Below are 25,913 nucleotides of genomic sequence, written 5' to 3'. Positions count from 1 at the left end.
GCGCCTGTCGCTGACAGGCATGACCAAACGCTACCCGAGCGTGGTCGCCAACGATGGCGTGAGCCTGACCGTCGCGCCCGGCGAGATCCACGCCGTGCTGGGCGAGAACGGCGCCGGCAAGTCGACGCTGATGAAGATCATCTTCGGCGCGGTGCAGCCCGACGCCGGCGAGATGCTGCTCGACGGCCAGCGCGTCGAAATCGCCAACCCACATCAGGCGCGCGCGCTGGGCATCGCCATGGTGTTCCAGCACTTCTCGCTGTTCGACACGCTCACGGTGGCCGAGAACATCCTGCTCGGCCTGCCTGCCGGCACGGATTTGCGCGACGTGGCCGAACAGGTGCGCACCACCGGCGACAAGTACGGCCTGCCGCTGGAACCGCATCGCCATGTGCATACGCTGTCCGTGGGGGAGCGCCAGCGCGTGGAAATCGTGCGTGCGCTGCTCACCAAGCCGCGTCTGCTGATCCTCGACGAGCCGACCTCGGTGCTGACGCCGCAGGCCGTCGAGAAGCTCTTCGTGACGCTGCGCCAGTTAGCGGCCGAAGGCACCAGCATCCTCTACATCAGCCACAAGCTCGACGAGATCCAAGCGCTGTGCCACACCGCTACGGTGATGCGTATGGGCAAGGTTACGGGCGTGTGCGACCCGCGCCAGGAAACGGCGGCATCGCTCTCGCGCATGATGATCGGCGGAGAGCCCCCGCGCGAACAGCGCCCGCAGACCACGCCGGGCGAGGTGCGCATGGAGGTGGCCGGGCTGTCGCTGCCCAAGGCGCACGCCTTTGCGACGGAACTGCGCGACATCGCTCTGCAACTGCGCAGCGGCGAGATCGTCGGCATTGCGGGCGTGTCGGGCAACGGGCAGCAGGAGTTGCTGGCCGCGCTCTCGGGCGAAGACACGCGTGCTTCCGCGCAGATGGTGATGATCGGGAACGAACCGGTCGCCAAGCTGGACCCGCGTGCGCGCCGCAAACGCGGGCTGTCGTTCGTGCCGGAAGAGCGTCTGGGACGCGGCGCGGTGCCGTCTCTGTCGCTGGCGGCCAATACGCTGCTGACGCATCAGCGTGCGCCGCAGGTGCGCGGCGGGCTGATCGACAAGAAGGCGGCTGCCAAGCTGGCCTCCACAATCATCCAGCGCTTTGGCGTGAAAGCCGGTGGGCCGGACGCGCTGGCCAAGAGCCTGTCGGGCGGCAACCTGCAGAAATTCATTGTCGGCCGCGAAATCGAATGCGCGCCGCGCGTGCTCATCGTTGCGCAACCCACTTGGGGCGTGGACGTGGGCGCCGCAGCGCAGATCCACAACGAAATCCTCGCGCTCAAGGCCGGGGGCTGCGCCATCCTGATCGTGTCGGAAGAACTCGACGAACTCTTTGCGCTGTGCGATCGCCTGCACGTGATCGCCAATGGGCGCCTCTCCCCTTCCACGCCCACCCACGCCACCGACCGCGAGCAGATCGGCCTGTGGATGAGCGGCATGTGGGATAAGGCTTCGGCTTCGGCAGCAGCAACCTCGGAGGCGGCCCATGGCTGACGTCATGCATGGCAGCCGCTTGGCGCTGCCGGTGTCGCTGGAGCTGCGCGCGATTCCGTCGCGCACCATGGCCTACGCCTCGCCGCTGATCGCGCTGGTGCTGACGATGGTGTTTGGCTTGCTGCTGTTCGCGCTGCTGGGCAAAGACCCGGTGGCCGGCCTGCGTGTGTTCCTGATCGAACCGCTCGCCAACAAACGTGCGATTGGCGAAGTGCTGCTCAAGACCGTGCCGCTGGTGCTGTGCGCGCTGGGCTTGTCGGTGTGCTATCGCGCCAACGTGTGGAACATCGGCGCGGAGGGGCAACTCATTCTCGGCGGCATCTTCGCTGCGGCCACGATCATCTATTTCGATACGCCGACACCGTCCATTCCGGGTGCGATTGTTGGCAACCTCGCGCTGGTGCTCGCCGTCATCGCTGGGCTGGTTGGCGGGGCGCTGTGGGCGGCCATCACTGCCCTGCTGCGCGACCGCTTCCACGCCAACGAGATTCTCGTCTCGCTGATGCTCACGTACATCGCGCAGTTGCTGCTGTTGTATGTGGTCAACGGGCCGCTCAAAGATCCGAACGGCATGAACTTCCCGCAATCGATGGTGTTCGACAGCGCGTTCGTACTGCCCACGCTGGTGGCCGGCACGCGCCTGCACGTCGGCTTCCTGTTCATGCTCGTCATGACGGCGGCGATGACGCTGTTCGTGTTCCGCAGCTTTGCGGGCTATCGCTTGCAAGTGGGTGGCTTGGCGCCGCAAGCAGCCCGCTACGCGGGCTTCTCGTCGCGCGGGGCGCTGTGGACGGCGCTACTGGTATCGGGCGGGCTGGCAGGCATTGCCGGCGCCTTCGAAGTCACGGGCCCGATCGGGCAACTGCTGCCGTCCATCTCGCCCGGTTACGGCTTTGCCGCCATCGTGGTGGCCTTTGTGGGCCGCCTGAATCCGGTGGGCACCGTGCTGGGCGCGATCGTGATGTCGCTGTTCTATATCGGCGGTGAACTGGCGCAATCGCGCCTGGGGCTGCCGTCGGCCATTACCGGGGTGTTCCAGGGCATGCTGCTGTTCTTCCTGCTGGCCTGCGACACGCTCATCGAATACCGCCTGCGCTGGCGCGCGCATCACTGATCGGGCTGAGAGAGAGAAACAAAGAGAAACATGGAAAGTCTTGCTCCCCTGATCGCCGCGTCGATCAACGCCGGCACCCCGCTGCTGCTGGCCGCACTGGGCCTTTTGATGAACGAGCGCTCCGGCGTGCTCAACCTGGGCGCCGAGGGCATGATGCTGGTGGCCGCCGTGGTCGGCTTCATGGTCGGCTACCAGACGCAGATTCCGCTGCTGGGTTTTGCGGCCGGTGCGATTGCCGGCATGGTGATGGCCGCGCTGTTTGCATGGCTGGCGCTGGTGCTGGTCACCAATCAAGTCGCCACCGGTCTCGCCTTGTCGATTTTCGGCACTGGGCTGTCGGCCTTCATGGGCCAGCGCTTTGTTGGCATGTCGCTGCCGGCACAGGCGCATGGCATTCCGGGCCTGGAGTCGCTGCCGTTCGTCGGCCCCGCCCTGTTCGCGCACCACTGGATGGTCTATTTCAGCCTGCTGCTGTGCGGCGCGATTGCGTGGTTCCTGTTCAAGACGCGCGCGGGCCTGACGCTGCGCGCGATTGGCGAATCGCCGGAGTCCGCTCATGCGCTGGGCTATCCGGTGCGCACCATCCGGTTTGGCGCGCTGCTGTTTGGCGGCGCGTGTTGCGGGTTGGCGGGTGCGTACCTGTCGCTGGTCTACACGCCGATGTGGGTTGAGAACATGGTCGCGGGCCGCGGCTGGATCGCCCTGGCGCTGACCACCTTTGCCACCTGGCGCCCGCTGCGCATCCTCTTTGGCGCGCTGCTGTTCGGCGGCGTGACCATTCTGCAATTCCACCTGCAGGGGATGGGCGTGTCGGTGCCGTCGCAGATTCTGTCGATGGCGCCGTTTGCCGCCACGATCGTCGTGCTGGCCATCATCTCGCGCAACCCGGATTGGATCCGCCTGAACATGCCCGCATCGCTGGGCAAGCCGTTCCGCCCCGGTTCTGCCTAAGCTTTCTGCATTCCCGTTTTTTTCTTCAACACAGTCAACGAGCCACACAACAGGAGAAATCGATGAACGTTACCCGCAGGATCACGCTGGCCGCCCTGGCCGCCGGCGCTGCCCTCACCCTCTGGGGTTGCGGCAAATCCAACGAAGGCGCAGGCGACAAGACCGCCGCGCCGGCAGCATCGTCGGCCCCGGCTGCTGCTGCACCGGCACCGGCCAACGAGCCGCTGAAGGTTGCGTTCGTCTACGTCGGCCCGGTGGGCGACGCAGGCTGGACCCACGCCCACGACGACGGCCGCAAGGAAGTCGAAGCCAAGTTCGGCGACAAGGTAAAGACCAGCTTCGTGGAAAGCGTGCCCGAGAGCGCCGCGGATGCAGAACGCGTGTTCCGCGACCTCGCCACGCAAGGCAACAAGGTCATCTTCGGCACCAGCTTCGGCTTCATGGAATCGATGCTCAAGGTCGCCAAGGAATTCCCGGACGTGAAGTTCGAGCACGCCACGGGCTACAAGACTGCCGACAACCTCGGCCAGTACGACGTGCGCACGTATGAAGGCGCGTACCTGGCGGGCGTGGTGGCGGGCAAGATGAGCAAGTCGGGCAAGCTGGGCGTGGTGGGTTCGGTGCCCATCCCCGAGGTGATCCGCAACATCGACTCGTTCACGCTGGGCGCACGCAGCGTCAACCCGAAGGCCACCACCCGCGTGGTGTGGGTCAACAAGTGGTTTGATCCGGGCAAGGAGCGTGAAGCCGCTACCACCCTCATCGGACAAGGCGTTGACGTGTTGATGCAGAACACCGACTCCGCCGCCGTGGTGCAGACCGCGCAGGAGAAAGGTGTCTACGCCATGGGCTGGGACAGCGACATGACCAAGTTTGGCGAGAAGGCCCACCTGGCCGCCTCGATCAACAAGTGGGGCGTGTACTACATCAAGGTCATCGGCGACGTGCTTGAAAACAAGTGGAAGCCTGAGACCAACTGGTGGGGCCTGAAGGAAGGCGCGATTGATCTGGGTGCCTACAACGCCATCGTGCCCGCCGACGTTAAGGAGCTGGTCGAGACCCGCAAGAAGGGCATCATCGACGGCTCGGCCCCGATCTGGAAGGGCCCGCTCAAGGACAACACCGGCAAGGAAGTTCTGCCTGCCGACAAGGTCGCCGACGATGGCTTCCTGCACGGCATCAAGTTCTACGTGGAAGGCGTGGAAGGCAAGATCCCGGGCTAAACTGCATCCGCTTCGGCAAAAAGCCGGCACCTCGCAAGAGGGCCGGCTTTTTTCATGCTTGCCTTGAAAATGAGGCCATTTCCCCAAGCTGATACGATGGTCCGCCGGTCAATTCGCCCCATGTGACGCCGGCCTTTCATCCAGGAGCCCACCATGTTCGGACGACTCTTCCGCCTGTGGAGCGTAGTGCGCAATGACGTGCGCCTGCTGTGGTTTGCGCTGCGCCATCCGGGGGCACCGTGGTGGCTCGCGCCGGCTGCACTGCTGCTGGTGGGCTATGTGGTGTCGCCAATCGACCTGATTCCGGACTTCATCCCCGTGATCGGCTGGGTGGACGACATCGTGCTCGTTCCGTTGGCCTTGCACTTCCTGCTGCGTGCCCTGCCCGAACGCGTGCGTGAGGATGCACGCTTTGCCGCCGCCCGGCGCGCATGAAACCAAGCGAGCCGGGCGGGCGGTAACTTCCCGTCTTACGGCAAGAGGATCGTCGAACCCGTCGTCTTGCGCTCCTCCAGATCGCGGTGCGCCTGCGCCGCATCCAGCAGTTCGTAGCGCTGGTGAATCTCGATCTTCACCTTGCCGCTGCTCACCACGTCAAACAGATCCGCCGCCATCGGCTCCAGCCAGTCGCGGCGCGCTGTGTACGTCATCAGCGTCGGACGCGTGAGCTTAAGCGACTTCGCACTCAGCAGACTCAAATCCACCGGCGGCACGGGGCCAGACGCACTGCCATAGGACACCATCATGCCGCGCGGCGCCAGGCAATCCAATGAGCCCCTGAACGTGTCCTTACCGATACCGTCATAGACAACCGGCACGCCCCTGCCGCCGGTCAACTCCACCACGCGCTCGGTAAAGTTCTCGCGCGTGTAGATGATGGTGTGATCGCAGCCGTGTGCGCGGGCGAGATCAGCCTTGGCATCACTGCCAACCGTACCGATCACCGTGGCACCAAGTGCCTTGAGCCACTGGCATGCAATCAGGCCAACGCCGCCGGCTGCCGCGTGAAACAGCACCGTATCGCCCGGCTGCACGCGGTAGCTGTCACGGAGCAGGTATTGCGCGGTCATGCCCTGCAGCATCATCGCCGCACCGGTTTCAAAATCGATGGTGTCCGGCAAGCGCACCAGGATGTCGGCCGGCATCGTGCGCATCGCTGCATAGGCTCCGGTTGGACGGCCGGCGTAGGCCACGCGGTCACCCGGCTTGACGTGCGTCACGCCCTGGCCCACCGCCTCCACCACGCCTGAAGCCTCCATGCCGAGTCCGCCCGGCAGCGGCTGCGGATACAGCCCTGTGCGGAAATACACGTCGATGTAGTTCAGGCCGATCGCGTGCTGCTTGATGGTGGCCTCGCCGGGGCCGGGCGCAGGCACGTCGACGTCGACGTACTGCATCACTTCCGGGCCGCCAGTTTCGAAAATGCGGATGGCTTTCGTCATGCGTGGATCTCCTTCGGGTCGGGCTGCACCTGTTGCAAGGCGGACATCACCAAGTCGGCGGTGGCCAGGTTGGTGGCGCAGGGAATGTTGTGCACGTCGCAGGCGCGGACCAGCGCGTTGATATCGGGTTCGTGCGGCTGCGGCGTCATCGGATCGCGCAGGAAGATCACCGCATCGACACGGCCTTCCGCCAGTTGCGCGCCAATCTGCAGGTCACCGCCCCATGGGCCAGACAACATGCGCTGCACGGTCAGGCCGACTTCCGCCTCCAGCCGGCCGCCGGTGGTGCCGGTTGCCAGCAGATCGCATTGCGCCAGGTAGGCCTGATGCGTCTGCGCGAAAGCAATCATGTCGTCCTTCTTGTGGTCGTGCGCGATCAGGGCGATGCGTCGGCGCTTGAGTGCAGCGCCTTCGGGCGTGATGGTGGTCATGGTCTGGACTTAGAAAGTGCCGGGGAAAGCGCCGCCATCCAGCAGGATGTTCTGCGCGTTCAGGTAACCAGCGTGCTGGCTGCAGAGGAAGGCGCACACGGCACCAAACTCCGCGGGTTGGCCGAAGCGCTGCGCCGGGTTGCCCTGGCGCTTGCGTTCGAAATTCTCTTCCACGCTGATGCCGGCAACCTTGGCGCCAGCTTCAAACGTCTTGGTCAAACGGTCGGTTTCAAACTGACCGGGCAGCAGGTTGTTGATGGTCACGCCATGCTTGGCGACGTCGCGCGCGAGGCCCGCCACAAAGCCGGTCAGGCCTGAGCGCGCGCCGTTGGACAGGCCAAGCACATCGATCGGCGCCTTCACCGCACTGCTGGTGATATTGATGATGCGGCCCCAGCGGCGCTCAATCATCTTGTCGACGGTCGCCTTGATGAGGTCGATGGGGGTCAGCATGTTGGCGTTGAGGGCCGCCGTCCACGCATCGCGATCCCAATCACGGAAGTTGCCCGGCGGTGGGCCGCCCGCGTTGTTGACGAGGATGTCGGGCGAGCCGCCCAGGCGCTCGCACGCGAGCAGCGCCTCGGCCCGGCCTTCCGGGGTGGTGATGTCGGTGGCAACCGCTTCCACGCGAACGCCGTGTGCATTGCGGATACGTTCGGCTGCCGCCAGCAAGGCTTCAGCGCCGCGAGCAACGATCACCACATCCACGCCTTCGGCCGCCAGCGCATCGGCGCAGGCGAAGCCCAATCCCTTGCTCGCGCCGCACACCAACGCGCGCTTGCCTTTCAGCCCCAAATCCATCCTGTCTGACTCCTTGTGATCGTTATTTGGATTGACTGCCACGGCGCGACAGCAACGCCATGCCGGCCAGCACCAGTGCGCTACCCGCGATCTGCCACACGGTGATCGGCTCGCCCAGCAGCCACCAGCCCAGCAGCAGCGTCGACACCGGCCCGATCATGCCTGCCTGCGATGCCACCGGTGCGCCAACGCGGGCGACGGCCATCATCGTCATGGTGACGGGCGCCACCGTACAAAACACTGAATTGATGGCCGACAACCCGTACACCTGCCAAGGCAGCACCAGCGCCGACACCGGCCGCAGCACCAGAAACTGGATGATGCACGCCACCGTTGACACGCACATGGCATAGGCCACCAGCCGCATCGAGCCCACGCGCTTGACCAGTTCACCACTGGCCAGCAGATAGATACCGTAGCTGATGGCGCTGGCGAGTACCAACCCGCCGCCCAGCCACACGTTGTTGCCACCCAGGTTCAGGTCGTGTGCAAACACCAGCACGATGCCGGCATACGCCAGCGCCAGGGACACCCACTGCAAACCGGTGATACGACGCTTGAACACCGTCGACGTGATCAGCAGCACGAACGACGGCGTCAGAAACAGAATCAGCCGCTCCAGCCCCGCGGTGATGTATTGCAGGCCCAGGAAATCCAGAAAGCTGGAGAGGTAATAACCGATGATGCCGAGGCCGACGATGCGCCAGCGATCTGCCGGGGCCAGCGGCTCCGCGCGGCGCGACTGCCACCACCCCATCGCCATGAACAGCGGCGCCGCCAGCAGCATGCGTAGCGTGATCACCATGACTGCGTCGACCTGATAGCGGTACATCAGCTTGGCGACGATCGCCTTGGCCGAGAACAGCACGGCGCCCACCGAGGCGAGCAGCAAGCCACCAGTATCAGTGGTACGCGTGGAGGTGGAGGACGCAGAAGACGCGGTGGTCACAACGGAGGGCGTGGATGCGCGCAAGGCGCGTAGTGACAAGAGTCGGGGAGCGCGGTCGATTGTATGTGAATTCAGCAAAACGTTCCGACGGGGAGTGCGCTGCACGTGGCACGAGATTCGCTTGGAAGCGCCCTGCTCCGCCGTACAATCGCGCCTGCATTCCGAATATCTAAAACGACAACGGATTCCACACATCACCATGAGCCAATCCACCTCCCCCGCCTACTCCGCGGGTACCGCCGAGGCACCCGATCCGACCCTCTGGAACGAAGACCTCAACCCTACCCCGCAGGCCGCCCGCACCTGGACGGCCACCAATTACGCCGCGCTGTGGGTATCGATGGTGGTGTCGGTGCCGGCCTACATGCTGGCCTCGGGCCTGATGAGCGAGGGCATGAACTGGTGGCAGGCCGTGCTGACGGTGTTCCTGGGCAACCTGATCGTGCTGGTGCCGATGGTGCTGGTGGGCCACGCGGGCACCAAGTACGGCATTCCCTTCCCTGTGCTGGTGCGGGCGTCGTTCGGCGTGCGCGGCGCGCAGTTGCCGGCCATCCTGCGGGCCATCGTGGCGTGCGGCTGGTTCGGCATCCAGACGTGGCTGGGCAGCCAAGCGATCTACACGATCCTGAACGTTGTCACCGACAACATGCTGGTGGGCAGCAACATTCCCGGCCTGGGCATCAATCCGGGCCAGGGGTTCTGCTTCCTGCTGTTCTGGGGCCTGCACATCTGGCTGATCACCAAGGGGCTGGAGTCGATCAAGCGCTTCCAGGCGCTGGCCACCCCGCTGCTGATCCTGGCGGCGCTGGGCCTGGTCTGGTGGGCGTACATCAACGCAGGCGGCTTTGGCCCGATGCTGTCGGCGCCGTCGGCGTTTGCGGCGGGCGGCAAGCGCGCCGGCGAGTTCTGGGGCTTCTTCTGGCCGTCGCTCACGGCCATGGTCGGCTACTGGGCCACGCTGGCGCTGAACATTCCAGACTTCACCCGCTTTGCGCGCAGCCAGCGTGATCAGCTTGTCGGCCAGGCGATCGGTCTGCCGCTGCCGATGGGGCTGCTTGCACTGGTGGCGGTGCTCGTCACCTCGTCCACGGTGGTCATCTACGGCCAGGCCATCTGGGATCCGGTCACGCTGGCCGGCAAGATGACGGGCCCGTCGGTCATCGTTGCGCTGCTGGCGCTGATCACCGCCACGCTGATGACGAACATTGCTGCCAACGTGGTGTCGCCGGCGTATGACTTCTCGAACCTGGCCCCGCACCGCATCTCGTTCCGCATCGGCGGCTACATTACGGCGGGCGTCGGCCTGGCGATGATGCCGTGGAAGATTCTGGAGACCACCAAGGGCTACATCTTCACGTGGCTGGTCGGTTACGGTGCGCTGCTGGGCCCGGTGGCCGGCATCATGATGGTCGACTACTTCCTCGTGCGCCGCACCGTGCTCAAGACCGGTGAGCTGTTCCGCGTGGACGGCCCGTACGGCTACGGCAACGGCTGGAACGGCCGCGCCATCGTCGCGCTCATCATCGGCGTGCTGCCCAATCTGCCGGGCTTCTTCAAGCAGGCCGGCTTCGTGGCCAGCGTGCCGGGCGTGTTCGAGGCGCTGTACACGTATGCATGGTTCGTGGGGCTGGCGATTTCGGCCGTGGTGTACATCATCCTGATGCGCGGTCGTCGCTAAGCCGCCCAGACAATCGACCCAAGGGGCGCGCCGGTACAATGCGCCCCAAAACCGAATCCCTCGCCGCTATGAAACAAGATCCGCGCTTTCCGAACCTGTTCATCCTCAATCACCCGCTGATCCAGCACAAGCTCACGCACATGCGCGACAAGGACACGTCCACGCGCACGTTCCGCGAGCTGCTGCGCGAGATCACGCTGCTGATGGGCTATGAGATCACGCGCAACCTGCCGCTGACCAACCGCCACATCGACACGCCGATGGGCCCGATGGAAGCGCCCGTCATCGCGGGCCGCAAGCTGGCCGTGGTGCCGGTGCTGCGCGCAGGCGTGGGCATGAGCGATGGGCTGGTGGAGCTGATTCCGTCGGCGCGCATCGGCCACATTGGTGTGTACCGTGACGAGCACCATCGCCCGGTGGAATACCTCGTGCGCCTGCCGGATCTGGAAGACCGCACCTTCATCCTGTGCGATCCGATGGTCGCCACCGGCTACTCGGCCGTGCATGCCATCGACGTGATGAAGAAGCGCGGCGTGCCGGACGAGAACATCCTCTTCCTGGCCCTGGTGGCCGCGCCGGAAGGTGTGGAAGTGTTCCAGCAGGCGCATCCGGGCGTGAAGCTGTTCGTGGCCTCGCTCGATTCGCACCTGGACGAAAACGCCTACATCATCCCTGGCCTGGGCGATGCGGGCGACCGCCTGTTCGGCACGAAAAACTGATCGCGCTTCGTTTTGCGCAAACAAAAACAGCCGGCAATGCCGGCTGTTTGCTTTGGTGCGCGCGATGGCCGTGAGGTAGCGGGAGCCCTCGGACGCCGGCAGCTGCGTCCGATCAAGCCTGGCGCTGCTTGGCGGCACGCTCTTCTTCACGCATCTTGCGGACGAAGAGGCGCGAGAAGAAGGCGCCCATGCCGATGAGAAAGCCGATGACGGCGAGGCTCGCCAGGCCGGTATCGGTCGTGAACAAGATCTTGAGTGCGGTCATATGCCAAATCTCCCGGATTGAGGGCCGCGGCACCGGATGATGCCTCGGCCCGATGCAGTCTAGGGAGACTGGCGGGCTAGGTATTGCGTGCGGTCAAGCGCAGGAGCGGTCTCATCCAGCGCGCTGCTGGATGGCTGACGCAGGTCAGAAACGCTCAGCGCTTCTTCGACCCGCCCAGGATGCTGCCCAGTACCCCGCGCACGATTTCACGCCCGATGGTCGAGCCGATCGTACGTGTCGCCGATTTGGCCAGCGTTTCGACAATCGAATCGCCACGGCCGGTACGCCCCGTGCCCTTGGTCAGAATCGAGCCGACCTCACCCAGCCAGCCACCGCCCTCCTGCGCAGGTGCGGGGGCCGGAACCGGCGCTGAACCGCTAGAGGCACCGAAATCCGTACCGATCGAACCCGAGGTCGGCGCAGGTGCTGCCCCGCCCGCCGCCACACGTCCGGTCAGGCTTTCATAAGCCGATTCACGATCAATTGCCGTGTCATAGCGACCGGCCACCAGCGAATTGGCAATCAGCGCGCGGCGCTCGTCATCCGAGATCGGCCCGATGCGCGATGCGGGCGGCACAACAAACGCACGCTCCGTAATCTCGGGGCGACCGCCCTCGTCCAGCATGGAGATGAGCGCCTCACCCACAGCCAGCTCGCCGATCGCCTGTTCGATGTTGAATTCGGGGTTCGCGCGCATGGTGGTGGCCGCCGCCTTCACGGCCTTCTGGTCGCGCGGGGTAAAGGCGCGCAGCGCGTGCTGCACGCGATTGCCAAGCTGGCCGAGCACCGTGTCGGGTACGTCAGCGGGATTCTGCGTCACGAAGTAGACGCCCACGCCCTTGGAGCGGATCAACCGCACCACCTGCTCCACCTTCTGCAGCAACGAGGGCGGCGCATCGTTGAACAACAAGTGCGCCTCGTCAAAGAAGAAGGCCAGCTTCGGCTTGTCCATGTCGCCCACTTCCGGCAGATGCTCGAACAGCTCGGAGAGCATCCACAGCAGGAACGTCGCGTACAGCTTGGGGGCGTTGAGCAGCTTGTCCGCCGCCAGAATGTTGATCACGCCCTGGCCGCGCACGGTCTGCATCAGGTCGTTGATGTCGAGCATCGGCTCGCCGAAGAACTTGTCGGCGCCCTGCTCTTCCAGCGCGATCAGGTTGCGCTGGATGGCCCCGATGCTGGCCGACGAAATGTTGCCGTACTTGTTCGTGTAGTCCGACGAATGCTCACCGACGTGCTGCAGCATCGCACGCAGGTCCTTCATGTCGAGCAACGCGAGGCCGGAGTCGTCCGCAATCTTGAAGACAAGATTGAGCACGCCGGTCTGGATGTCGTTGAGCTCCAGCATGCGCGCAAGCATCAGCGGGCCCATGTCGGACACGGTGGCGCGCACGGGGTGACCCTTCTCGCCGTACACATCCCACAGCGTGACCGGGCAGCCGGCCCATTGCGGTTCTTCCAGACCACGCTCCTGCAGGCGCGCCTTGAGCTTGTCGTTCGACTGGCCCGGCTGCGAGATGCCGGTCAGGTCACCTTTCACGTCGGCCAGGAAGACCGGCACGCCGATCTTGGACAAGCCTTGCGCGATGGTCTGCAGGGTGACGGTCTTGCCGGTGCCGGTGGCGCCGGTGATCAAGCCATGCCGGTTGGCGAGCTGGGGCAGGAGCACCAGTTCGGCTTTGGCGTTCTTGGCAATCAGAATGGGATCGGTCATGGCGTTTGGACAAGGATCAATCAGGGGGATACCACACGCACAAGTCGACCGGATGGACGGGACGGCGGACGTGTGCAGCATGCTAAAATCTGCGACCGATTATAGAGCGCGCAGGTGGCGTCAGACCGCCATCTGGGCGCCATGCATCGCACTATTTCCACCGCATTCCGCTCGGAGAGTTTCATGGCCGGTCATTCCAAATGGGCCAACATCAAGCATAAAAAAGCCGCTGCCGACGCCAAGCGCGGCAAGATTTGGACGCGCCTGATCAAGGAAATCACCGTGGCGGCCCGTCTGGGCGGCGGCGATGCCGACTCCAACCCGCGCCTGCGTCTGGCCATGGACAAGGCCACCGACGCCAACATGCCCAAGGACAACATCCAGCGTGCCATTGCCCGCGGCGTGGGTGGCCTGGAAGGCGCGAACTACGAAGAAATCCGCTACGAAGGCTACGGCATCAACGGCGCAGCCATCATCGTCGACTGCCTGACCGATAACCGCACGCGCACGGTGGCGGAAGTGCGCCACGGGTTCGACAAGTACGGCGGCAACATGGGCACATCGGGCTCGGTAGCGTTCATGTTCGACCACATCGGCCAGTTCATCTATGCCCCGGGCACGCCCGAAGACAAGCTGATGGACGCCGCGCTCGAAGCCGGCGCTGACGACGTCGTCACCCACGAAGACGGCGCGCTGGAAGTCATCTGCCCGCCGCACGATTTCAGCAAGGTCAAGACTGCGCTGGAAGCCGCCGGCTTCAAGGCGGAGCTGGCCGAAGTCATCATGAAGCCGCAGACCGAAGTCGTGTTCACCGGCGAAGATGCGGTCAAGATGCAGAAGCTGCTCGACGTCCTGGAAAACCTGGACGACGTGCAGGAAGTCTTCACCAACGCGGTCATCGGAGAGTAAGACCGGGACGCGCGCATAACGGCGATCGAACCCACGATCGCCGTTTTTGTTTTCCAGATTTCGAATTTTTAGGCAGGTACAGCATGAAAGTGATGGTGGTCGGTTCGGGCGGTCGAGAGCACGCCCTGGCATGGAAGCTGGCACGCTCGCCCAAGGTGCAGGTGGTGTACGTGGCGCCAGGCAACGGTGGCACGGCGCTCGACAAGCGCTTGCAAAACCTGCCGATCACGGATCCGGAAGTGCTGGCCGCATTTGCCGAGCGCGAAGGCATCCACTTCACGGTGGTGGGCCCGGAAGCACCGCTGGCTGCCGGTATCGTCGATCTGTTCCGAGCCAAGGGCCTGCGCATCTTCGGGCCGACCCAGGCCGCGGCGCAGCTCGAATCGTCGAAGGATTTCGCCAAGGCGTTCATGCATCGTCATGGCATTCCGACTGCCAAGTACCAGACCTTCAGCGACGCCGCACAGGCGCACGCGTACGTTGACCAAGAAGGCGCCCCGATCGTCATCAAGGCCGACGGCCTGGCTGCCGGCAAGGGGGTGGTCGTGGCCATGACGCTGGAAGAAGCACATGGCGCCATCGACATGATGCTGGCCGACAACCGCCTGGGCGATGCCGGCGCACGCGTGGTGATCGAAGAATTCCTGGCCGGCGAAGAAGCCAGCTTCATCGTCGTGTGCGATGGCAAGAACGTGGTGGCACTGGCCACCAGCCAAGACCACAAGCGCCTGCTCGACGGCGACGCCGGCCCCAATACGGGCGGCATGGGCGCCTACTCGCCCGCGCCGGTGGTCACGCCCACGCTGCACGCCCGCGCGCTGCGCGAGATCATCATGCCGACCATCCGTGGCATGGAGAAAGACGGCATCCCCTACACCGGCTTCCTGTACGCCGGCCTGATGATCGACGCCGACGGCACGCCCAAGACGCTCGAATTCAATTGCCGCATGGGCGACCCGGAAACGCAGCCCATCATGGCGCGCATGAAGACCGACCTGTACGACGTGCTCGACCGCGCCATCGACGGCAAGCTCGACGGCATGGAACTCGACTGGGACCGCCGCACCGCGCTGGGCGTGGTGATGGCCGCCCACAACTACCCGGAAACACCGCGCAAGGGTGACGTCATCACCGGCATCCCGAAGGAGACGGAAGACAGCGTCACCTTCCACGCCGGCACCACGCTCAAGGACGGCGTGCTGACCACCAACGGTGGCCGCGTGCTGTGCGTCGTCGGCCTAGCCGACACCGTTAAGGCGGCCCAGCGGGCAGCATATGGCGCGATCGAGCAGATCCAGTTCGATGGCGCACAGTACCGCACCGATATTGGTCACCGCGCCATTCGTCACTAAACCTGCTGTTTGACCGCGCCGATGCCCCAATTCAGGGCAGGCGCGGCATCCGTCACCCAGGGTGATCCCGGACTTGCTTCAGCGGCCCGCCCGCTACAATGGTGACAACCGCATGACTCGGCCGCACGAGCGGCCCCGCCCGAATCTGATGGATACCCAAGCCGTCCGCGCCTACCTGCTGGACCTGCAGGACCGCATCACCACCGCTGCCGGCGCACTCGACGGCGGCACCTTCGCCACCGATGCGTGGGACAAACCGCCCACCGAGCGCCTGCGCGGCAGCGGCCGCACCCGCATCCTCGAAGGCGGCGCGTTGCTGGAGCGCGGCGGCGTCGGCTTCTCGCACGTGATGGGCGACACCCTGCCCCCCTCCGCTACCGCCAACCGGCCCGAACTGGCCGGGCGCGGCTTCGAGGCGATGGGCGTGTCGCTGGTCTTCCACCCGCGCAACCCGTACGTGCCGACGGTGCACATGAACGTGCGCTGCTTCGTCGCCGTGCGGCCCGATGCCGAGCCCGTCTGGTGGTTCGGCGGCGGCATGGACCTGACACCCTACTACGGCTTCACCGACGACGCGTCGCACTTCCACCGCACCTGCCAGGGTGCCCTGGCCCCTTACGGCGACGAGCTGTACCCGCGCTTCAAGCAGTGGTGCGACGACTATTTCTATCTGAAGCACCGCAAGGAAGCGCGCGGCATCGGCGGCATCTTCTTCGACGACTTTGCCGAACTCGGCTTCGAGCGCAGCTTCGAGATGATGCGCTCGGTGGGCGACGCCTTCCTGCCCGCCTGGCGGCCCATCGCCGAGCAACGCCACGCCACGCCCTACGGCGAGCGCGAACGCGATTTCCAAGCCTATCGCCGTGGCCGCTATGTCGAATTCAACCTGGTGTTTGACCGCGGCACGCTGTTCGGCCTCCAAAGCGGCGGCCGTGCGGAATCGATCCTGATGTCGATGCCGCCCGTGGCCAACTGGCGCTACGATTGGCAGCCCGAAGCGGGCTCCCCGGAAGCGGCGCTGTACACCGATTTCCTGCCGGCGCGCGACTGGGTATGACGCTTCCCACCTTCGTCCGCCCCGATCTCGACCGCCCCTACCGCCTGGGCTTGCTGGGCGGCACGTTCGATCCGCCGCATGTCGGTCACATCGCCCTGGCCGAACTGTGCATCGCCCGGCTTGACCTAGATGAGCTGTTGTGGATTCCGACCGGCGTGTCGTGGCAGAAAGCCGCCGACATCACACCCGCCCCGCTGCGCTTTGCCATGACTGAACTGGCCGCCAAAGCGGTACGCGGCGGGCGCGCCCGGGTTCACGTGAGCAGCATGGAAGTCGATCGCCACGGCCCCAGCTACACGATCGACACCGTACGCGAGTTGCGCGGCGTCTACGGCCCCGATACGTCCATGGCTTGGCTCATGGGCGCGGACCAGCTCGTTGGTCTGGACACCTGGCACGGCTGGCAAGACTTGTTTGAATACGTGCACCTGTGTGTGGCCACGCGACCCGGTTTCGACCTGCACGCGCTGCATGTGCCGGTGCAGCGTGAACTCGATGTGCGCCGGGGCGACACGGCATTGGTACAATGCGCACCCGCCGGTCACATGTGGATCGACCAGACGCTGGCCGTCGACCTGTCGTCCACCCGCCTGCGCCAGCAACTTGCTACCGGCGCGCGCTGCGACGCCGACCTGCCTGCCGGTGTTGCCGACCTGATCCAATCGCATTCGCTGTACCGCCGTGCCAATGGCACGGTCAGTGCCTGACCGCGCTTCCCCAAGCGCTTTTTTGACCTTTTTTCTCGCCTTTTAAACGTTCTTCTCACTCAGTATGGATATTCGCAAACTACAACGCGTGATCGTCGACGCGCTCGAAGACGTCAAGGCGCAAGACATCAAGGTCTTCAACACGACGCACCTGACCGAACTGTTCGACCGCACGGTCATCGCCAGCGGTACGTCCAACCGCCAGACCAAGGCTCTGGCCGCGTCCGTCCGTGACGCCGTCAAGGAAGCCGGCGGTCACGTCATCGCCGTGGAAGGCGAAGACGTGGGCGAATGGGTGCTGGTTGACTGCGGCGACGCCGTGGTCCACATCTTCCAGCCGCAATTGCGCCAGTACTACAACCTGGAAGAAATCTGGGGTGACAAGCCGGTGCGCGTCGAGCTTGGTGGTACCGGTGCCAAGCGCGGCCTGCCCAAGGCCAGCGAGGGCTATGACGACGAGGATGAGGCTGACGAGGAAGTCACCCCGGCCAAGCGCCGCACTACCAAGCCCGCGCTGGCTGGTGAGCGCCCGACCAAAGCTGCAGCACCGGCCAAGAAGGCTCCCGCCAAGACCGCTGCCAAGAAGCCTGCTACCAAGCGCGCAGCTGGCACCGGCAAGCCCGCCACGAAGACTGCAAAAACAGCCGCCGCAAAAACGGCGACCAAGACGGCAGCCAAGCGCGCTCCGGCCAAGAAGCGCGCGGCGTAACGCCGAGCAGGCAGTCTCGCCATGCAGTTGCTGATCGTTGCCGTCGGGCACAAGATGCCGTCCTGGATCGAGGACGGCTTCTCTGAATATGCCAAGCGCATGCCACCCGAGCTGCGCATCGAACTGCGCGAGATCAAGCCCGAGCAGCGCTCGGGCAGCCGCACCGCCGCCACCGTCATGCAGCTTGAGGCCGCGCGCATCGAAGCCGCGCTGCCCAAGGGCTGCCGCATGATTGCGCTGGATGAGCGCGGCAAGGACCTCACCACGGTCGCCCTGGCCGAATCCCTCACGGGCTGGCAGCAGGAAGGCGGCGACATCGCTTTCGTGATCGGCGGTGCGGATGGGCTGGACCCGGCGCTCAAGGCGAAAGCCCGCACGCTGATCCGCCTGTCGAGCCTGACGCTGCCGCACGGCATGGTGCGCGTGCTGCTGGCCGAACAGCTCTACCGCGCGTGGAGCATCACGCAGAACCACCCATACCATCGCGTATGACCATGGACGCACTGGGCGCGCCACACCTCTATCTCGCTTCGCAAAGCCCGCGTCGGCAGGAGTTGCTGCGCCAGATCGGCGCGCGCTTCGAGCTGCTGCTGGCCGATGGCGATGAAGATGCCGAAGCACTCGAAGCCGTGCTCCCCGGCGAAACGCCCGACGACTACGTCCAGCGCGTCTGCGCATTGAAGGCGCAGGCAGCTGTGCGCCGCCGCATTGCGCGCCATCTCCCCGCCCTGCCGATCCTCACGTCCGACACCACGGTGTGCCTGGGCGGCGAGATCCTCGGCAAGCCCACCGACGCCGCAGATGCCCACCGCATGCTGCGCGGCATGTCCGGCCGCGAACACCGCGTGCTGACCGCCGTCACCGTCGTTACCGCCAGCGGCACGCCGATGCACGCGCTGTCCATTTCCGACGTGCGCTTTGCCGTGCTGACAGACAACGACATTGCCCGCTACATCGCCAGCGGCGAGCCGTTTGGCAAGGCCGGCGCGTACGGCATCCAGGGGCGCGCAGCCGCCTTTGTCGCCCATATTTCGGGAAGCTATTCGGGTATCATGGGTCTCCCCTTGTTCGAGACGGCAGCACTGCTCGCACAGGCTGGCATCACGCTGTAGATTCCGCTGTAACCCGCGCCCCCTGACCGGCCGCTGACGCACGCACCGGACAGCGTGCGAGGGCCGGTTTCAAGACACGCTTCGGGCAACCTGTTCAGCCCAGAGGCGGGTGCTGAAACCCGCTCTCCAGGTATCCCCATGTCCGAAGACATCCTCGTCAATATCACGCCGCAAGAAACGCGCGTGGCCATCGTCCAGCAAGCCGCCGTTCAGGAACTCCACATCGAGCGCACGCTCACGCGCGGGCTGGTCGGCAACATCTACCTGGGTAAGGTGGTGCGCGTGCTGCCGGGCATGCAGTCGGCCTTCATCGATATCGGGCTGGAGCGTGCGGCGTTTCTGCACGTGGCCGACATCTGGCACCCGCGCGATGCCAAGGACGCCCCGCCCACGCCGCAAGTCGCGATCGAGAAAACGCTGTTCGAAGGCCAGGCGCTGATGGTGCAGGTCATCAAGGACCCGATCGGCACCAAGGGCGCGCGCCTCTCTACACAGGTCAGCATTGCCGGCCGGACGCTGGTGTATCTGCCGCAAGACCCGCACATCGGCATCTCGCAGAAGATCGGTAACGAGGCCGAGCGCGAAGCGCTGCGCGCGCGCGTGACCGCCATGGTGCCCGCTGACGAGCGCGGCGGCTTTATTGTGCGCACCATCGCCGAAGAATCGACCGACGAAGAGCTCGCCAATGACGTTGCGTACCTGCGCAAGATCTGGGCGACCATCCGCCACAACGCCACCACCCTGCCTGCCCCGTCGATCCTGTATCAGGACCTGAACCTCGCCCAGCGCGTGCTGCGCGATTTCGTGACAGACGAGACGCGCAGCATTCAGGTCGATTCGCGCGAGAACTATCAGAAGCTCGTCGAATTTGCGCAGGAATACACGCCGGCCGTAGTCGAACGCCTGACGCACTACACCGGCGAGCGTCCGATCTTCGACCTGTACAACATCGAAGCGGAAGTCGAGCGCGCGCTGTCGCGCCGGGTGGATCTGAAATCCGGCGGCTACCTGATGATCGACCAGACCGAGGCGATGACGACCATCGACGTCAACACCGGCGGCTACGTGGGCGCGCGCAACTTTGACGACACGATCTTCAAGACCAACCTGGAAGCCGCGCACACCATCGCGCGGCAACTGCGGCTGCGCAACCTGGGCGGCATCATCATCATCGACTTCATCGACATGGAGTCTGCCGAGCATCGCGATGCGGTGCTGGCCGAGTTGCGCAAAGCACTGTCGCGCGACCGCACACGCATCACGGTCAACAGCTTCTCGCAGCTCGGACTGGTAGAGATGACGCGCAAACGTACGCGGGAATCGCTCGCGCACGTGCTGTGCGAGCAGTGCCCCGTGTGCCAGGGCAAGGGCCAGGTGAAGACGCCGCGCACGGTGTGCTACGACATCCTGCGCGAGATCATGCGCGAGTCACGGCAATTCAATCCGCGCGAGTTCCGCATCCTGGCTTCGCAGTCGGTGATTGATCTGTTCCTGGAAGAGGAAAGCCAGCATCTGGCGATGCTGGGTGACTTCATCGGCAAGCCGATTTCGCTGCAGGTGGAATCGTCTGCGGCCAGCCAGGAGCAGTACGACATCATCCTGATGTAGCACTGCCCCAGGCTGGCACGGCGGCTACGGCTTGGCCGGACTGCCGTGCGGCACCGGCGCAGCGGCCACCATAGGCGCAGCGCGCGCGGTCAATCGCGGAATCTGCTCCCGCATCATCAGCAACGCACCCAGCACCACCAGCATGGCGATCCCCAGCATCGCCAGATATGCGCTAGAACCACCCGCGGTGATGACCATGGCGCCCGCAAATGCGCTCAGGATCGCACCCAGACGCCCGAACGCCACGGCTGAGGCGGTACCGGTCGCGCGCACTGCCGTCGGATAGACGAACGCGCACAGCGCATACATCGTCGACTGCACTGCATTGACAAACAGGCCATGCAGGCCCAAGCCGACGATCAGCAACTGCGTGCTCTGCCGGGCATCCACGCCCTGCATCGCGAACGCGCTCAGCGCGGCGCCGATGCAGCACAGTGCCATCGGCCAGCGCGAACCCCAACGTGCTATCGCCACGGCGCACACCAGCGCGCCAATCACGCCGCCCAGGTTGTAGGCCGTCAAACCCTGACCCGCCACGGCCACACTCAGCCCCTCTGAAGCCAGCATGGTCGGCAGCCAGCTGAACGCCGCGTAAACCGCCAGCAGGCACATGAAGAATGCCGACCACAACGCCACCGTGTCACGTGCCTGCCCTGGGGCAAAGAGTGAGCGGAAGCCCGCGTGTTGGATGACTTTCTGGCCTGCCAGATCGGTAAAGGCGGCATCAGCCGGCGTGGCACGCTCCATGCGCGTCAGCAGCTCGGCCAATTGCGGCCAGTGCGACTGGCGGCGCGCCAGGAATCGAGGCGACTCCGGCAGCGCAGCGACCAGCACGAAGCCGAGCACCAGCGGCAACGCGCCACCAATCCAGAACAACCCACGCCATCCGTAGATCGGCAGCACATGGCCGGCAAACATCCCGGCCAGCATGCCGCCCAGAGGCACGCACACGATGGTGGCGGTCACGGCCAGCGTCCGGCGCCGGGCCGGTGTGAACTCAGCCGTCATTGTTGTCGAGCTTGGCAATGCACCGCCGATGCCCAGGCCTGCGATAAAGCGCAGCGCGGCGATCGTCGCCACATTGGGGGCGAAGCCGATCATGCAGGTCGCCACGCCAAACACGAACACGCTGCCGATCAGGGCCCAACGTCGCCCAAAGCGATCGGCAAACAGGCCGGCCAGAGCGCTGCCAATGCCCATGCCGATCAACCCGGCCGCCACCGCCGGCGCGAATGCGTTGCGCGTGATGCCCCATTCCTTGATGAGCACGGGGATGGCGAAACCGATCAACTGCCCATCAAAACCATCCATGACGATGGCAAACGCGGCGAGCAGTACGGCAGCCTTCTGGGCAAACGAAAATGGCCCATCGTCCAGGACACTGCCGATATCGATGGGCGCGCGATCCTGGCTCATGTCGGCCTCCCTTCGGAGGTTGAGCGGTCGCAGGGCAAATCCGTCGCGTACGCCTGTGCAAGCGCGCTAGACGCGCCCGCCAGTCTGAAGCAGCACAGCATGTGGTTGTCTCCATTGGGCTGGCGTCTGCGCGCCAATTAATTAACACGTTAACAATATAGGCGAGCCCTCCTCCTGTTCAACTAGGGTGTTTGCGGATGCGTGAATTGCGCCTGCGCCAAGCGCACCAACTGCATCAGCGTTTCAGTGTGAGGCACATGCACGCCATACCGGCGCGCCGCGACGACCACGGCGCCGTTAATCGACTCAATCTCCGTCGGGCGTCCTGCAAGCACGTCCTGCAGCATCGACGGCTTATGCCCGCGATGCGCGACGATGGCGTGGCGCACGTTGTCGCTCACCTTGACGGCATCGACGCTGACGCCGCTTGCGCGCGCTACCGCCAGCACCTCTTCAACAATGGTCAGGGCGAGTGTCGGTCCATCCTCCACCGCACCCAGCGCATCGACCGGACGGTTGAGCACCGTGCACAGCGGATTGAGTGCCGCATTGAACGCAACCTTCTCCCAGACAGCGCCCCACACGTTGGCGTCGGCCCGGCACTGCAAGCCCGCGTCGGACAACGCATGCACGGCACGTTCCAGCATCGGCCGATCGGCACCGTCGACGGTCATCATGCGGATCACACCCGCGCCGTGTGAACGCACGTGCCCTGGCCCGGCCAGATCCGCAGGCCACGTCGTCACGCCGACGAGGATGCGCTCCTGCGGCACCACCGAGGCCAATGCCTCCACGTTTCCGAGACCGTTCTGCAGCGTCAGCACGTACGTTGACGGCCCGATGAGCTGGCGCACACTCGCCAGCGCGGCGCGCGTGTGCATCGACTTCGTGAAGACGATCAGCAGATCCGGCACCTGCGTTGCCTGGCTCGGGCGCAGCACCTGCAAGTTGCGCACGTAGCGGTCACCCGTGTCGGTTTCCAGCCGCAAGCCGTGAGCGGCAATCGCACCAAGTTGCGCGTCATTGATATCGAGCAGCGTGACCTGCTCGCCCGTTTCCGCCAGCAGCCCGCCGAACAACGAGCCCATGGCGCCCGCGCCAAGAATCGCGATCTTCATAGCCTGTCAGAACGGGTAGTGGCGCGGCGTGGTCTGCACCGTCATCCACCGCAACTCGGTGAACTCGGCCACGCCCGCGCGGCCACCAAAACGCCCGAAGCCGCTTGCCTTGACGCCGCCAAACGGCATCTGCGCTTCGTCGTGCACGGTCGGGCCGTTGATGTGGCAAATGCCGGATTCGATGCGACGCGCCACATTCATGGCGCGCGCCACATCGCGACTGAACACGGCGGACGACAGACCGTAGGCGTTGTCGTTGGCACACGCGATGGCGGCATCGTCGCCGCTCACGCGCACGATGCCCTTGACCGGGCCGAATGATTCTTCTGCGTAGATCAGCATGTCGGGGGTGACGTGGTCGAGCAGCGTGGCAGGCATCAACGTGCTGGTGGCCTTGCCGCCGCACAGCAGCTTCGCACCCTTGGCGAGTGCATCGTCGATCAGGTGGTTGCAGCGTTCGACCGTGCTCATGTCGACCACTGAACCAAGTACCGCCGGCCCCTTGCGCGGATCACCCAGCGGCAACGACGCGGCCTTGGCAGCCAGCTTGGCAACGAACGCATCGGCAATGGCTTCGTCGACGATGATGCGCTCGGTGGACATGCAGATCTGGCCCGAGTTGGCGAACGCACCGAACGCCGCGCCGTCAACCGCAGCATCAATGTCCGCATCGGCCAGCACCAGCAGCGGCGCCTTGCCGCCCAGCTCCAGCACAGCGGGTTTCAGATACGTTGCGCACGTCTGCGCGATGATGCGCCCCACACGCGTCGAGCCAGTGAAGTTGACGCGCCGCACCGCCGGGTGCGCAATCATTGCCTCCACGATGGCACCGGCATCGGCCGGCGCGTTCGTCACGAAGTTGACGACGCCCTTGGGCAGCCCCGCTTCCTGCAACGCTTCGATGATGAGCCCGTGCGTGGCGGGCGAGATCTCCGAGCCCTTGAGCACGACGGTATTGCCGCACGCCAGCGGCAGCGCGATCGCACGCACAGCCAGGATGACCGGCGCATTCCACGGCGCAATGCCAAGCACCACGCCCGCAGGCTGACGCACACCCATCGCAAGGCTGCCAGGCACATCGGACGGAATGATCTCGCCGGCAATCTGCGTGACCATGGCGGCAGCCTCTTGCAGGCCGCTGGCGGCCAGGTGCACGTTGAAGCCTGCCCACAACGCGGAGGCGCCCGTCTCCGCAGCCATTGCAGCGGCAAACGCGGCACCCTTGGCTTCGAGCGCCTGGGCAGCGCGCATGAGCAACGTGCGGCGCTCAGTCGGCCCCATGGCAGCCCAGCTGGGGAAAGCCGCGGCGGCGGCATCGACCGCACGGCGCGCATCGTCCACCGTCGCTGCAGGCGCGCGTGTTGCGATGGAACCATCGAGCGGGTTGCGACGCTCGAAGACCGCGCCGTTGCTGGCTTGCGCGCGCTCGCCGTTGATCAGCATCGAGATGGTTTGCGTCCCTTCCAGCGGGGCGACATTCGTGTTCGTCATCAGGCAATCTCCACTTCAATCAAGGTTGGTCCGGTGGATTGCAGCGCGGTGCGCAGCGTGGCCTCCAGCGCGTGCGGGTCAGTCACACGCTCGCCGGTGCAGCCCATGGCGCGGGCCAGCCCGACGAAGTCGATGCCGTGCAAGTCGGTGCCCTGTACCGGGTCATTGGGCGCGAAGCCGAACACCGGCGCGAATTCCTGCAGGGCAGCATAGCGACGGTTGTTCAGGATCACGAACGTCATGGGCAATTTGAGCAGCGATGCGCTCCACAGCGCCTGGATGGAATACATGCTTGATCCATCGCCGATCAGGCCGATCACGCGCCCTTCTCCCCCAATGGGCCTGGCCAGCGCCACACCCACCGCAGCGGGCATGCCATAGCCCAATCCCCCGCTATCCATGGTGTAGAAAGCCCCTGCGCAACGCATCGGCAGATAGGCCTGCATGACGGAGCGTGCGCTGGGAGCTTCTTCAACGACGATATCCGCAGGGCCGCGTACGGCATCGAGCGTCTGCAAGACGAAGGCGGTGGACATGGGAGATGTCGGCTCCGCTCGCGGCGATTTGACGCGGGGTGCTGGCAGTGGTCGAGCGGGCGGTGCTGGCCTGGCCAGCAAGTCCCGCACACCAAGGCGGATGTTGCCGACAGCCGAGATGCCCTCGGGCGTCCAAGATGCCGTGGCCGGATCGTCGACCAGTTGCACGAGGTTGGCGCCCACGGGCACGTGCGGCCCATACCCTTCCACGTGATACGTGAACGCCGGTGCGCCTAGCGCGAACACGACATCGTGCCCCTGCAACAGCGAGACGATCTTCTCGCGCATCGCCGGCAGGAAACCGGCGAACAGTCGATGGTCTTCCGGAAAGGCGCCACGCCCTGCCATTGGCGCTGTGAACACGCGGGCGTTATGCGCTTCGGCCAACTGCACAACGGCATCCCAGGCACCTGCGCGGTCCACCGCCGCCCCCACCACAAATGCCGGCCGCTGCGCCGCATCCAGCGCATCGCCAATGCGCGCGAGCGTCGCCGGATCGGGTCGCACCTCGTACGACACTTCATGCACGGCGACAGGCTCGGTCAGCTGATCCCAGTCATCGACGGGGATGGACACCAGCACTGGCCCGCGCGGCTCCTGCATGGCGATGTGATACGCGCGGGCAAGCGCCAGCGGCACATCCTGCGCACGCGCTGGCTCGATGCTCCATTTGACGTACGGCTTGGGCAGCTCGGTCGCCTGATTGGAGGCGAGAAACGGATCGAACGGCAGGATGGACCGCGCCTGCTGCCCGGCCGTAATCACCAGCGGCGTGCGGTTCTTGAACGCCGTGAAGATGTTGCCCATCGCGTTGCCGACACCGGCCGCCGAATGCAGGTTCACCAGAGCGGCGTTGCCGGTCGCCTGCGCATAGCCGTCAGCCATGCCCACCACCACGGCCTCCTGCAGGCCAAGGATGTAGCGAAAGTCCTCCGGAAAGTCGCGGAACATCGGCAGCTCGGTCGAGCCCGGATTGCCGAACACGTGGGTCATGCCGAGCCGGCGAAGCAACTCGATCGTGGCGTCGCGCACGGTGACAAGCGCGAGCGAAGTGCGGGTCATGCAGCGTCTCCTCGT

At 65.1% G+C, this 25,913-nt stretch carries 25 protein-coding genes; 15 read left to right on the top strand and 10 right to left on the bottom strand.

Annotation, left to right across the window (positions count from 1 at the left end; all coding sequences use genetic code 11):
- The first annotated feature begins 19 nt into the window (after window positions 1–19).
- The 5 genes from PI87_RS11315 (at window position 20) to PI87_RS11295 (ending at window position 5,257) form a co-directional block, all read left to right on the top strand.
- Entirely contained in the window at window positions 20–1,534 is a 1,515-nt protein-coding gene (locus tag PI87_RS11315) for an ABC transporter ATP-binding protein (protein WP_039597796.1), read from the top strand.
- Window positions 1,527–2,648, top strand: coding sequence for an ABC transporter permease (locus tag PI87_RS11310; protein WP_039597795.1), 1,122 nt, complete (start codon window positions 1,527–1,529; stop codon window positions 2,646–2,648). The genes PI87_RS11315 and PI87_RS11310 overlap by 8 nt, the downstream gene beginning before the upstream one ends.
- 30 nt (window positions 2,649–2,678) lie before the next feature.
- On the top strand, window positions 2,679–3,599 hold the full coding sequence (locus tag PI87_RS11305; protein WP_039597794.1) for an ABC transporter permease: 921 nt from the start codon (window positions 2,679–2,681) through the stop codon (window positions 3,597–3,599).
- A gap of 62 nt (window positions 3,600–3,661) precedes the next feature.
- Entirely contained in the window at window positions 3,662–4,822 is a 1,161-nt protein-coding gene (locus PI87_RS11300; protein WP_039597793.1) for a BMP family ABC transporter substrate-binding protein, read from the top strand.
- Between the two features lie 153 nt (window positions 4,823–4,975).
- Window positions 4,976–5,257, top strand: a complete 282-nt coding sequence (locus PI87_RS11295) for a YkvA family protein (protein WP_039597792.1) — start codon at window positions 4,976–4,978, stop codon at window positions 5,255–5,257.
- A 35-nt stretch (window positions 5,258–5,292) separates the two neighbouring features.
- Here the strand turns inward: PI87_RS11295 and PI87_RS11290 are convergent, their stop codons facing one another.
- The 4 genes from PI87_RS11290 to PI87_RS11275 are packed head-to-tail and all read right to left on the bottom strand — an operon-like array spanning window position 5,293 to window position 8,445.
- Entirely contained in the window at window positions 5,293–6,264 is a 972-nt protein-coding gene (locus PI87_RS11290) for a quinone oxidoreductase family protein (protein ID WP_039597791.1), read from the bottom strand.
- Complete coding sequence (locus tag PI87_RS11285) at window positions 6,261–6,695, bottom strand: methylglyoxal synthase (protein WP_039597790.1); 435 nt, start codon at window positions 6,693–6,695, stop codon at window positions 6,261–6,263. The genes PI87_RS11290 and PI87_RS11285 overlap by 4 nt, the downstream gene beginning before the upstream one ends.
- A 9-nt stretch (window positions 6,696–6,704) precedes the next feature.
- Complete coding sequence (locus PI87_RS11280) at window positions 6,705–7,496, bottom strand: SDR family oxidoreductase (RefSeq protein WP_039597789.1); 792 nt, start codon at window positions 7,494–7,496, stop codon at window positions 6,705–6,707.
- A gap of 22 nt (window positions 7,497–7,518) precedes the next feature.
- Window positions 7,519–8,445, bottom strand: a complete 927-nt coding sequence (locus PI87_RS11275; protein ID WP_039597788.1) for a DMT family transporter — start codon at window positions 8,443–8,445, stop codon at window positions 7,519–7,521.
- A gap of 199 nt (window positions 8,446–8,644) precedes the next feature.
- On the opposite strand from PI87_RS11275, the gene PI87_RS11270 reads away from it, so the two are divergent.
- Together PI87_RS11270 and upp are read left to right on the top strand one after the other, a co-directional pair.
- A complete protein-coding gene (locus tag PI87_RS11270; protein WP_039597787.1) occupies window positions 8,645–10,123 on the top strand; it encodes an NCS1 family nucleobase:cation symporter-1 in 1,479 nt (492 codons plus the stop codon).
- A 68-nt stretch (window positions 10,124–10,191) separates the two neighbouring features.
- Complete coding sequence (gene upp / locus PI87_RS11265) at window positions 10,192–10,842, top strand: uracil phosphoribosyltransferase (protein ID WP_039597786.1); 651 nt, start codon at window positions 10,192–10,194, stop codon at window positions 10,840–10,842.
- Between the two features lie 112 nt (window positions 10,843–10,954).
- Here the strand turns inward: upp and PI87_RS28505 are convergent, their stop codons facing one another.
- Both PI87_RS28505 and PI87_RS11260 read right to left on the bottom strand, forming a co-directional pair.
- Window positions 10,955–11,107, bottom strand: a complete 153-nt coding sequence (locus tag PI87_RS28505; RefSeq protein ID WP_084209933.1) for a DUF3149 domain-containing protein — start codon at window positions 11,105–11,107, stop codon at window positions 10,955–10,957.
- Between the two features lie 154 nt (window positions 11,108–11,261).
- Window positions 11,262–12,821, bottom strand: coding sequence for a helicase HerA-like C-terminal domain-containing protein (locus PI87_RS11260; protein WP_039597785.1), 1,560 nt, complete (start codon window positions 12,819–12,821; stop codon window positions 11,262–11,264).
- A 183-nt stretch (window positions 12,822–13,004) separates the two neighbouring features.
- On the opposite strand from PI87_RS11260, the gene PI87_RS11255 reads away from it, so the two are divergent.
- From PI87_RS11255 to rng, 8 genes are all read left to right on the top strand, one after another.
- Window positions 13,005–13,730, top strand: coding sequence for a YebC/PmpR family DNA-binding transcriptional regulator (locus tag PI87_RS11255; protein ID WP_039597784.1), 726 nt, complete (start codon window positions 13,005–13,007; stop codon window positions 13,728–13,730).
- 83 nt (window positions 13,731–13,813) lie between these two features.
- Entirely contained in the window at window positions 13,814–15,082 is a 1,269-nt protein-coding gene (purD, locus tag PI87_RS11250; protein ID WP_039597783.1) for a phosphoribosylamine--glycine ligase, read from the top strand.
- 148 nt (window positions 15,083–15,230) lie between these two features.
- Window positions 15,231–16,139, top strand: coding sequence for an oxygen-dependent coproporphyrinogen oxidase (hemF, locus tag PI87_RS11245; RefSeq protein WP_039597782.1), 909 nt, complete (start codon window positions 15,231–15,233; stop codon window positions 16,137–16,139).
- Entirely contained in the window at window positions 16,136–16,846 is a 711-nt protein-coding gene (locus PI87_RS11240; RefSeq protein ID WP_039597781.1) for a nicotinate-nucleotide adenylyltransferase, read from the top strand. The genes hemF and PI87_RS11240 overlap by 4 nt, the downstream gene beginning before the upstream one ends.
- A gap of 64 nt (window positions 16,847–16,910) precedes the next feature.
- A complete protein-coding gene (gene rsfS / locus PI87_RS11235) occupies window positions 16,911–17,555 on the top strand; it encodes a ribosome silencing factor (protein WP_039597780.1) in 645 nt (214 codons plus the stop codon).
- A gap of 21 nt (window positions 17,556–17,576) precedes the next feature.
- Window positions 17,577–18,047 (top strand): 23S rRNA (pseudouridine(1915)-N(3))-methyltransferase RlmH, encoded by a 471-nt coding sequence (gene rlmH, locus PI87_RS11230; RefSeq protein WP_027680941.1) that lies wholly within the window; start codon window positions 17,577–17,579, stop codon window positions 18,045–18,047.
- Window positions 18,044–18,667 carry a Maf family protein gene (locus PI87_RS11225; protein WP_039597779.1) on the top strand — a complete coding sequence of 208 codons (624 nt, stop codon included), beginning with the start codon at window positions 18,044–18,046 and terminating at the stop codon, window positions 18,665–18,667. The genes rlmH and PI87_RS11225 overlap by 4 nt, the downstream gene beginning before the upstream one ends.
- 138 nt (window positions 18,668–18,805) lie before the next feature.
- Entirely contained in the window at window positions 18,806–20,275 is a 1,470-nt protein-coding gene (gene rng / locus PI87_RS11220) for a ribonuclease G (protein WP_039597778.1), read from the top strand.
- Between the two features lie 24 nt (window positions 20,276–20,299).
- On the opposite strand, the gene PI87_RS11215 is transcribed toward rng, so the two are convergent.
- From PI87_RS11215 to mdlC, 4 genes are all read right to left on the bottom strand, one after another.
- Window positions 20,300–21,691 carry an MFS transporter gene (locus tag PI87_RS11215; RefSeq protein WP_052321485.1) on the bottom strand — a complete coding sequence of 464 codons (1,392 nt, stop codon included), beginning with the start codon at window positions 21,689–21,691 and terminating at the stop codon, window positions 20,300–20,302.
- 182 nt (window positions 21,692–21,873) lie between these two features.
- Window positions 21,874–22,809, bottom strand: coding sequence for a ketopantoate reductase family protein (locus PI87_RS11210; RefSeq protein ID WP_039597777.1), 936 nt, complete (start codon window positions 22,807–22,809; stop codon window positions 21,874–21,876).
- A 6-nt stretch (window positions 22,810–22,815) separates the two neighbouring features.
- Window positions 22,816–24,300 carry an aldehyde dehydrogenase gene (locus tag PI87_RS11205; RefSeq protein ID WP_052321484.1) on the bottom strand — a complete coding sequence of 495 codons (1,485 nt, stop codon included), beginning with the start codon at window positions 24,298–24,300 and terminating at the stop codon, window positions 22,816–22,818.
- The gene (gene mdlC, locus PI87_RS11200; protein ID WP_039597776.1) at window positions 24,300–25,898 is read right to left on the bottom strand and encodes a benzoylformate decarboxylase; all 1,599 of its coding nucleotides are present in this window, start codon (window positions 25,896–25,898) and stop codon (window positions 24,300–24,302) included. Before mdlC ends, PI87_RS11205 begins: the two co-directional genes overlap by 1 nt.
- Window positions 25,899–25,913 lie beyond the last annotated feature (15 nt).

This window comes from Ralstonia sp. A12 (assembly GCF_000801955.1).
Classification (GTDB): domain Bacteria; phylum Pseudomonadota; class Gammaproteobacteria; order Burkholderiales; family Burkholderiaceae; genus Ralstonia.
The sequence above is the reverse complement of the archived record's forward strand: the minus strand, read 5'-3'. Positions and strand labels throughout refer to the sequence as shown.

What these genes read in the sequence shown, in the direction of transcription:
- PI87_RS11315 (WP_039597796.1), top strand. Translation starts at nt 20, where the DNA reads ATGACCAAACGCTACCCGAGCGTGGTCGCCAACGATGGCGTGAGCCTG.
- PI87_RS11310 (WP_039597795.1), top strand. Translation starts at nt 1,527, where the DNA reads ATGGCTGACGTCATGCATGGCAGCCGCTTGGCGCTGCCGGTGTCGCTG.
- PI87_RS11305 (WP_039597794.1), top strand. Translation starts at nt 2,679, where the DNA reads ATGGAAAGTCTTGCTCCCCTGATCGCCGCGTCGATCAACGCCGGCACC.
- PI87_RS11300 (WP_039597793.1), top strand. Translation starts at nt 3,662, where the DNA reads ATGAACGTTACCCGCAGGATCACGCTGGCCGCCCTGGCCGCCGGCGCT.
- PI87_RS11295 (WP_039597792.1), top strand. Translation starts at nt 4,976, where the DNA reads ATGTTCGGACGACTCTTCCGCCTGTGGAGCGTAGTGCGCAATGACGTG.
- PI87_RS11290 (WP_039597791.1), bottom strand. Translation starts at nt 6,264, where the DNA reads ATGACGAAAGCCATCCGCATTTTCGAAACTGGCGGCCCGGAAGTGATG.
- PI87_RS11285 (WP_039597790.1), bottom strand. Translation starts at nt 6,695, where the DNA reads ATGACCACCATCACGCCCGAAGGCGCTGCACTCAAGCGCCGACGCATC.
- PI87_RS11280 (WP_039597789.1), bottom strand. Translation starts at nt 7,496, where the DNA reads ATGGATTTGGGGCTGAAAGGCAAGCGCGCGTTGGTGTGCGGCGCGAGC.
- PI87_RS11270 (WP_039597787.1), top strand. Translation starts at nt 8,645, where the DNA reads ATGAGCCAATCCACCTCCCCCGCCTACTCCGCGGGTACCGCCGAGGCA.
- upp (WP_039597786.1), top strand. Translation starts at nt 10,192, where the DNA reads ATGAAACAAGATCCGCGCTTTCCGAACCTGTTCATCCTCAATCACCCG.
- PI87_RS28505 (WP_084209933.1), bottom strand. Translation starts at nt 11,107, where the DNA reads ATGACCGCACTCAAGATCTTGTTCACGACCGATACCGGCCTGGCGAGC.
- PI87_RS11260 (WP_039597785.1), bottom strand. Translation starts at nt 12,821, where the DNA reads ATGACCGATCCCATTCTGATTGCCAAGAACGCCAAAGCCGAACTGGTG.
- PI87_RS11255 (WP_039597784.1), top strand. Translation starts at nt 13,005, where the DNA reads ATGGCCGGTCATTCCAAATGGGCCAACATCAAGCATAAAAAAGCCGCT.
- purD (WP_039597783.1), top strand. Translation starts at nt 13,814, where the DNA reads ATGAAAGTGATGGTGGTCGGTTCGGGCGGTCGAGAGCACGCCCTGGCA.
- hemF (WP_039597782.1), top strand. Translation starts at nt 15,231, where the DNA reads ATGGATACCCAAGCCGTCCGCGCCTACCTGCTGGACCTGCAGGACCGC.
- PI87_RS11240 (WP_039597781.1), top strand. Translation starts at nt 16,136, where the DNA reads ATGACGCTTCCCACCTTCGTCCGCCCCGATCTCGACCGCCCCTACCGC.
- rsfS (WP_039597780.1), top strand. Translation starts at nt 16,911, where the DNA reads ATGGATATTCGCAAACTACAACGCGTGATCGTCGACGCGCTCGAAGAC.
- rlmH (WP_027680941.1), top strand. Translation starts at nt 17,577, where the DNA reads ATGCAGTTGCTGATCGTTGCCGTCGGGCACAAGATGCCGTCCTGGATC.
- PI87_RS11225 (WP_039597779.1), top strand. Translation starts at nt 18,044, where the DNA reads ATGACCATGGACGCACTGGGCGCGCCACACCTCTATCTCGCTTCGCAA.
- rng (WP_039597778.1), top strand. Translation starts at nt 18,806, where the DNA reads ATGTCCGAAGACATCCTCGTCAATATCACGCCGCAAGAAACGCGCGTG.
- PI87_RS11215 (WP_052321485.1), bottom strand. Translation starts at nt 21,691, where the DNA reads ATGAGCCAGGATCGCGCGCCCATCGATATCGGCAGTGTCCTGGACGAT.
- PI87_RS11210 (WP_039597777.1), bottom strand. Translation starts at nt 22,809, where the DNA reads ATGAAGATCGCGATTCTTGGCGCGGGCGCCATGGGCTCGTTGTTCGGC.
- PI87_RS11205 (WP_052321484.1), bottom strand. Translation starts at nt 24,300, where the DNA reads ATGACGAACACGAATGTCGCCCCGCTGGAAGGGACGCAAACCATCTCG.
- mdlC (WP_039597776.1), bottom strand. Translation starts at nt 25,898, where the DNA reads ATGACCCGCACTTCGCTCGCGCTTGTCACCGTGCGCGACGCCACGATC.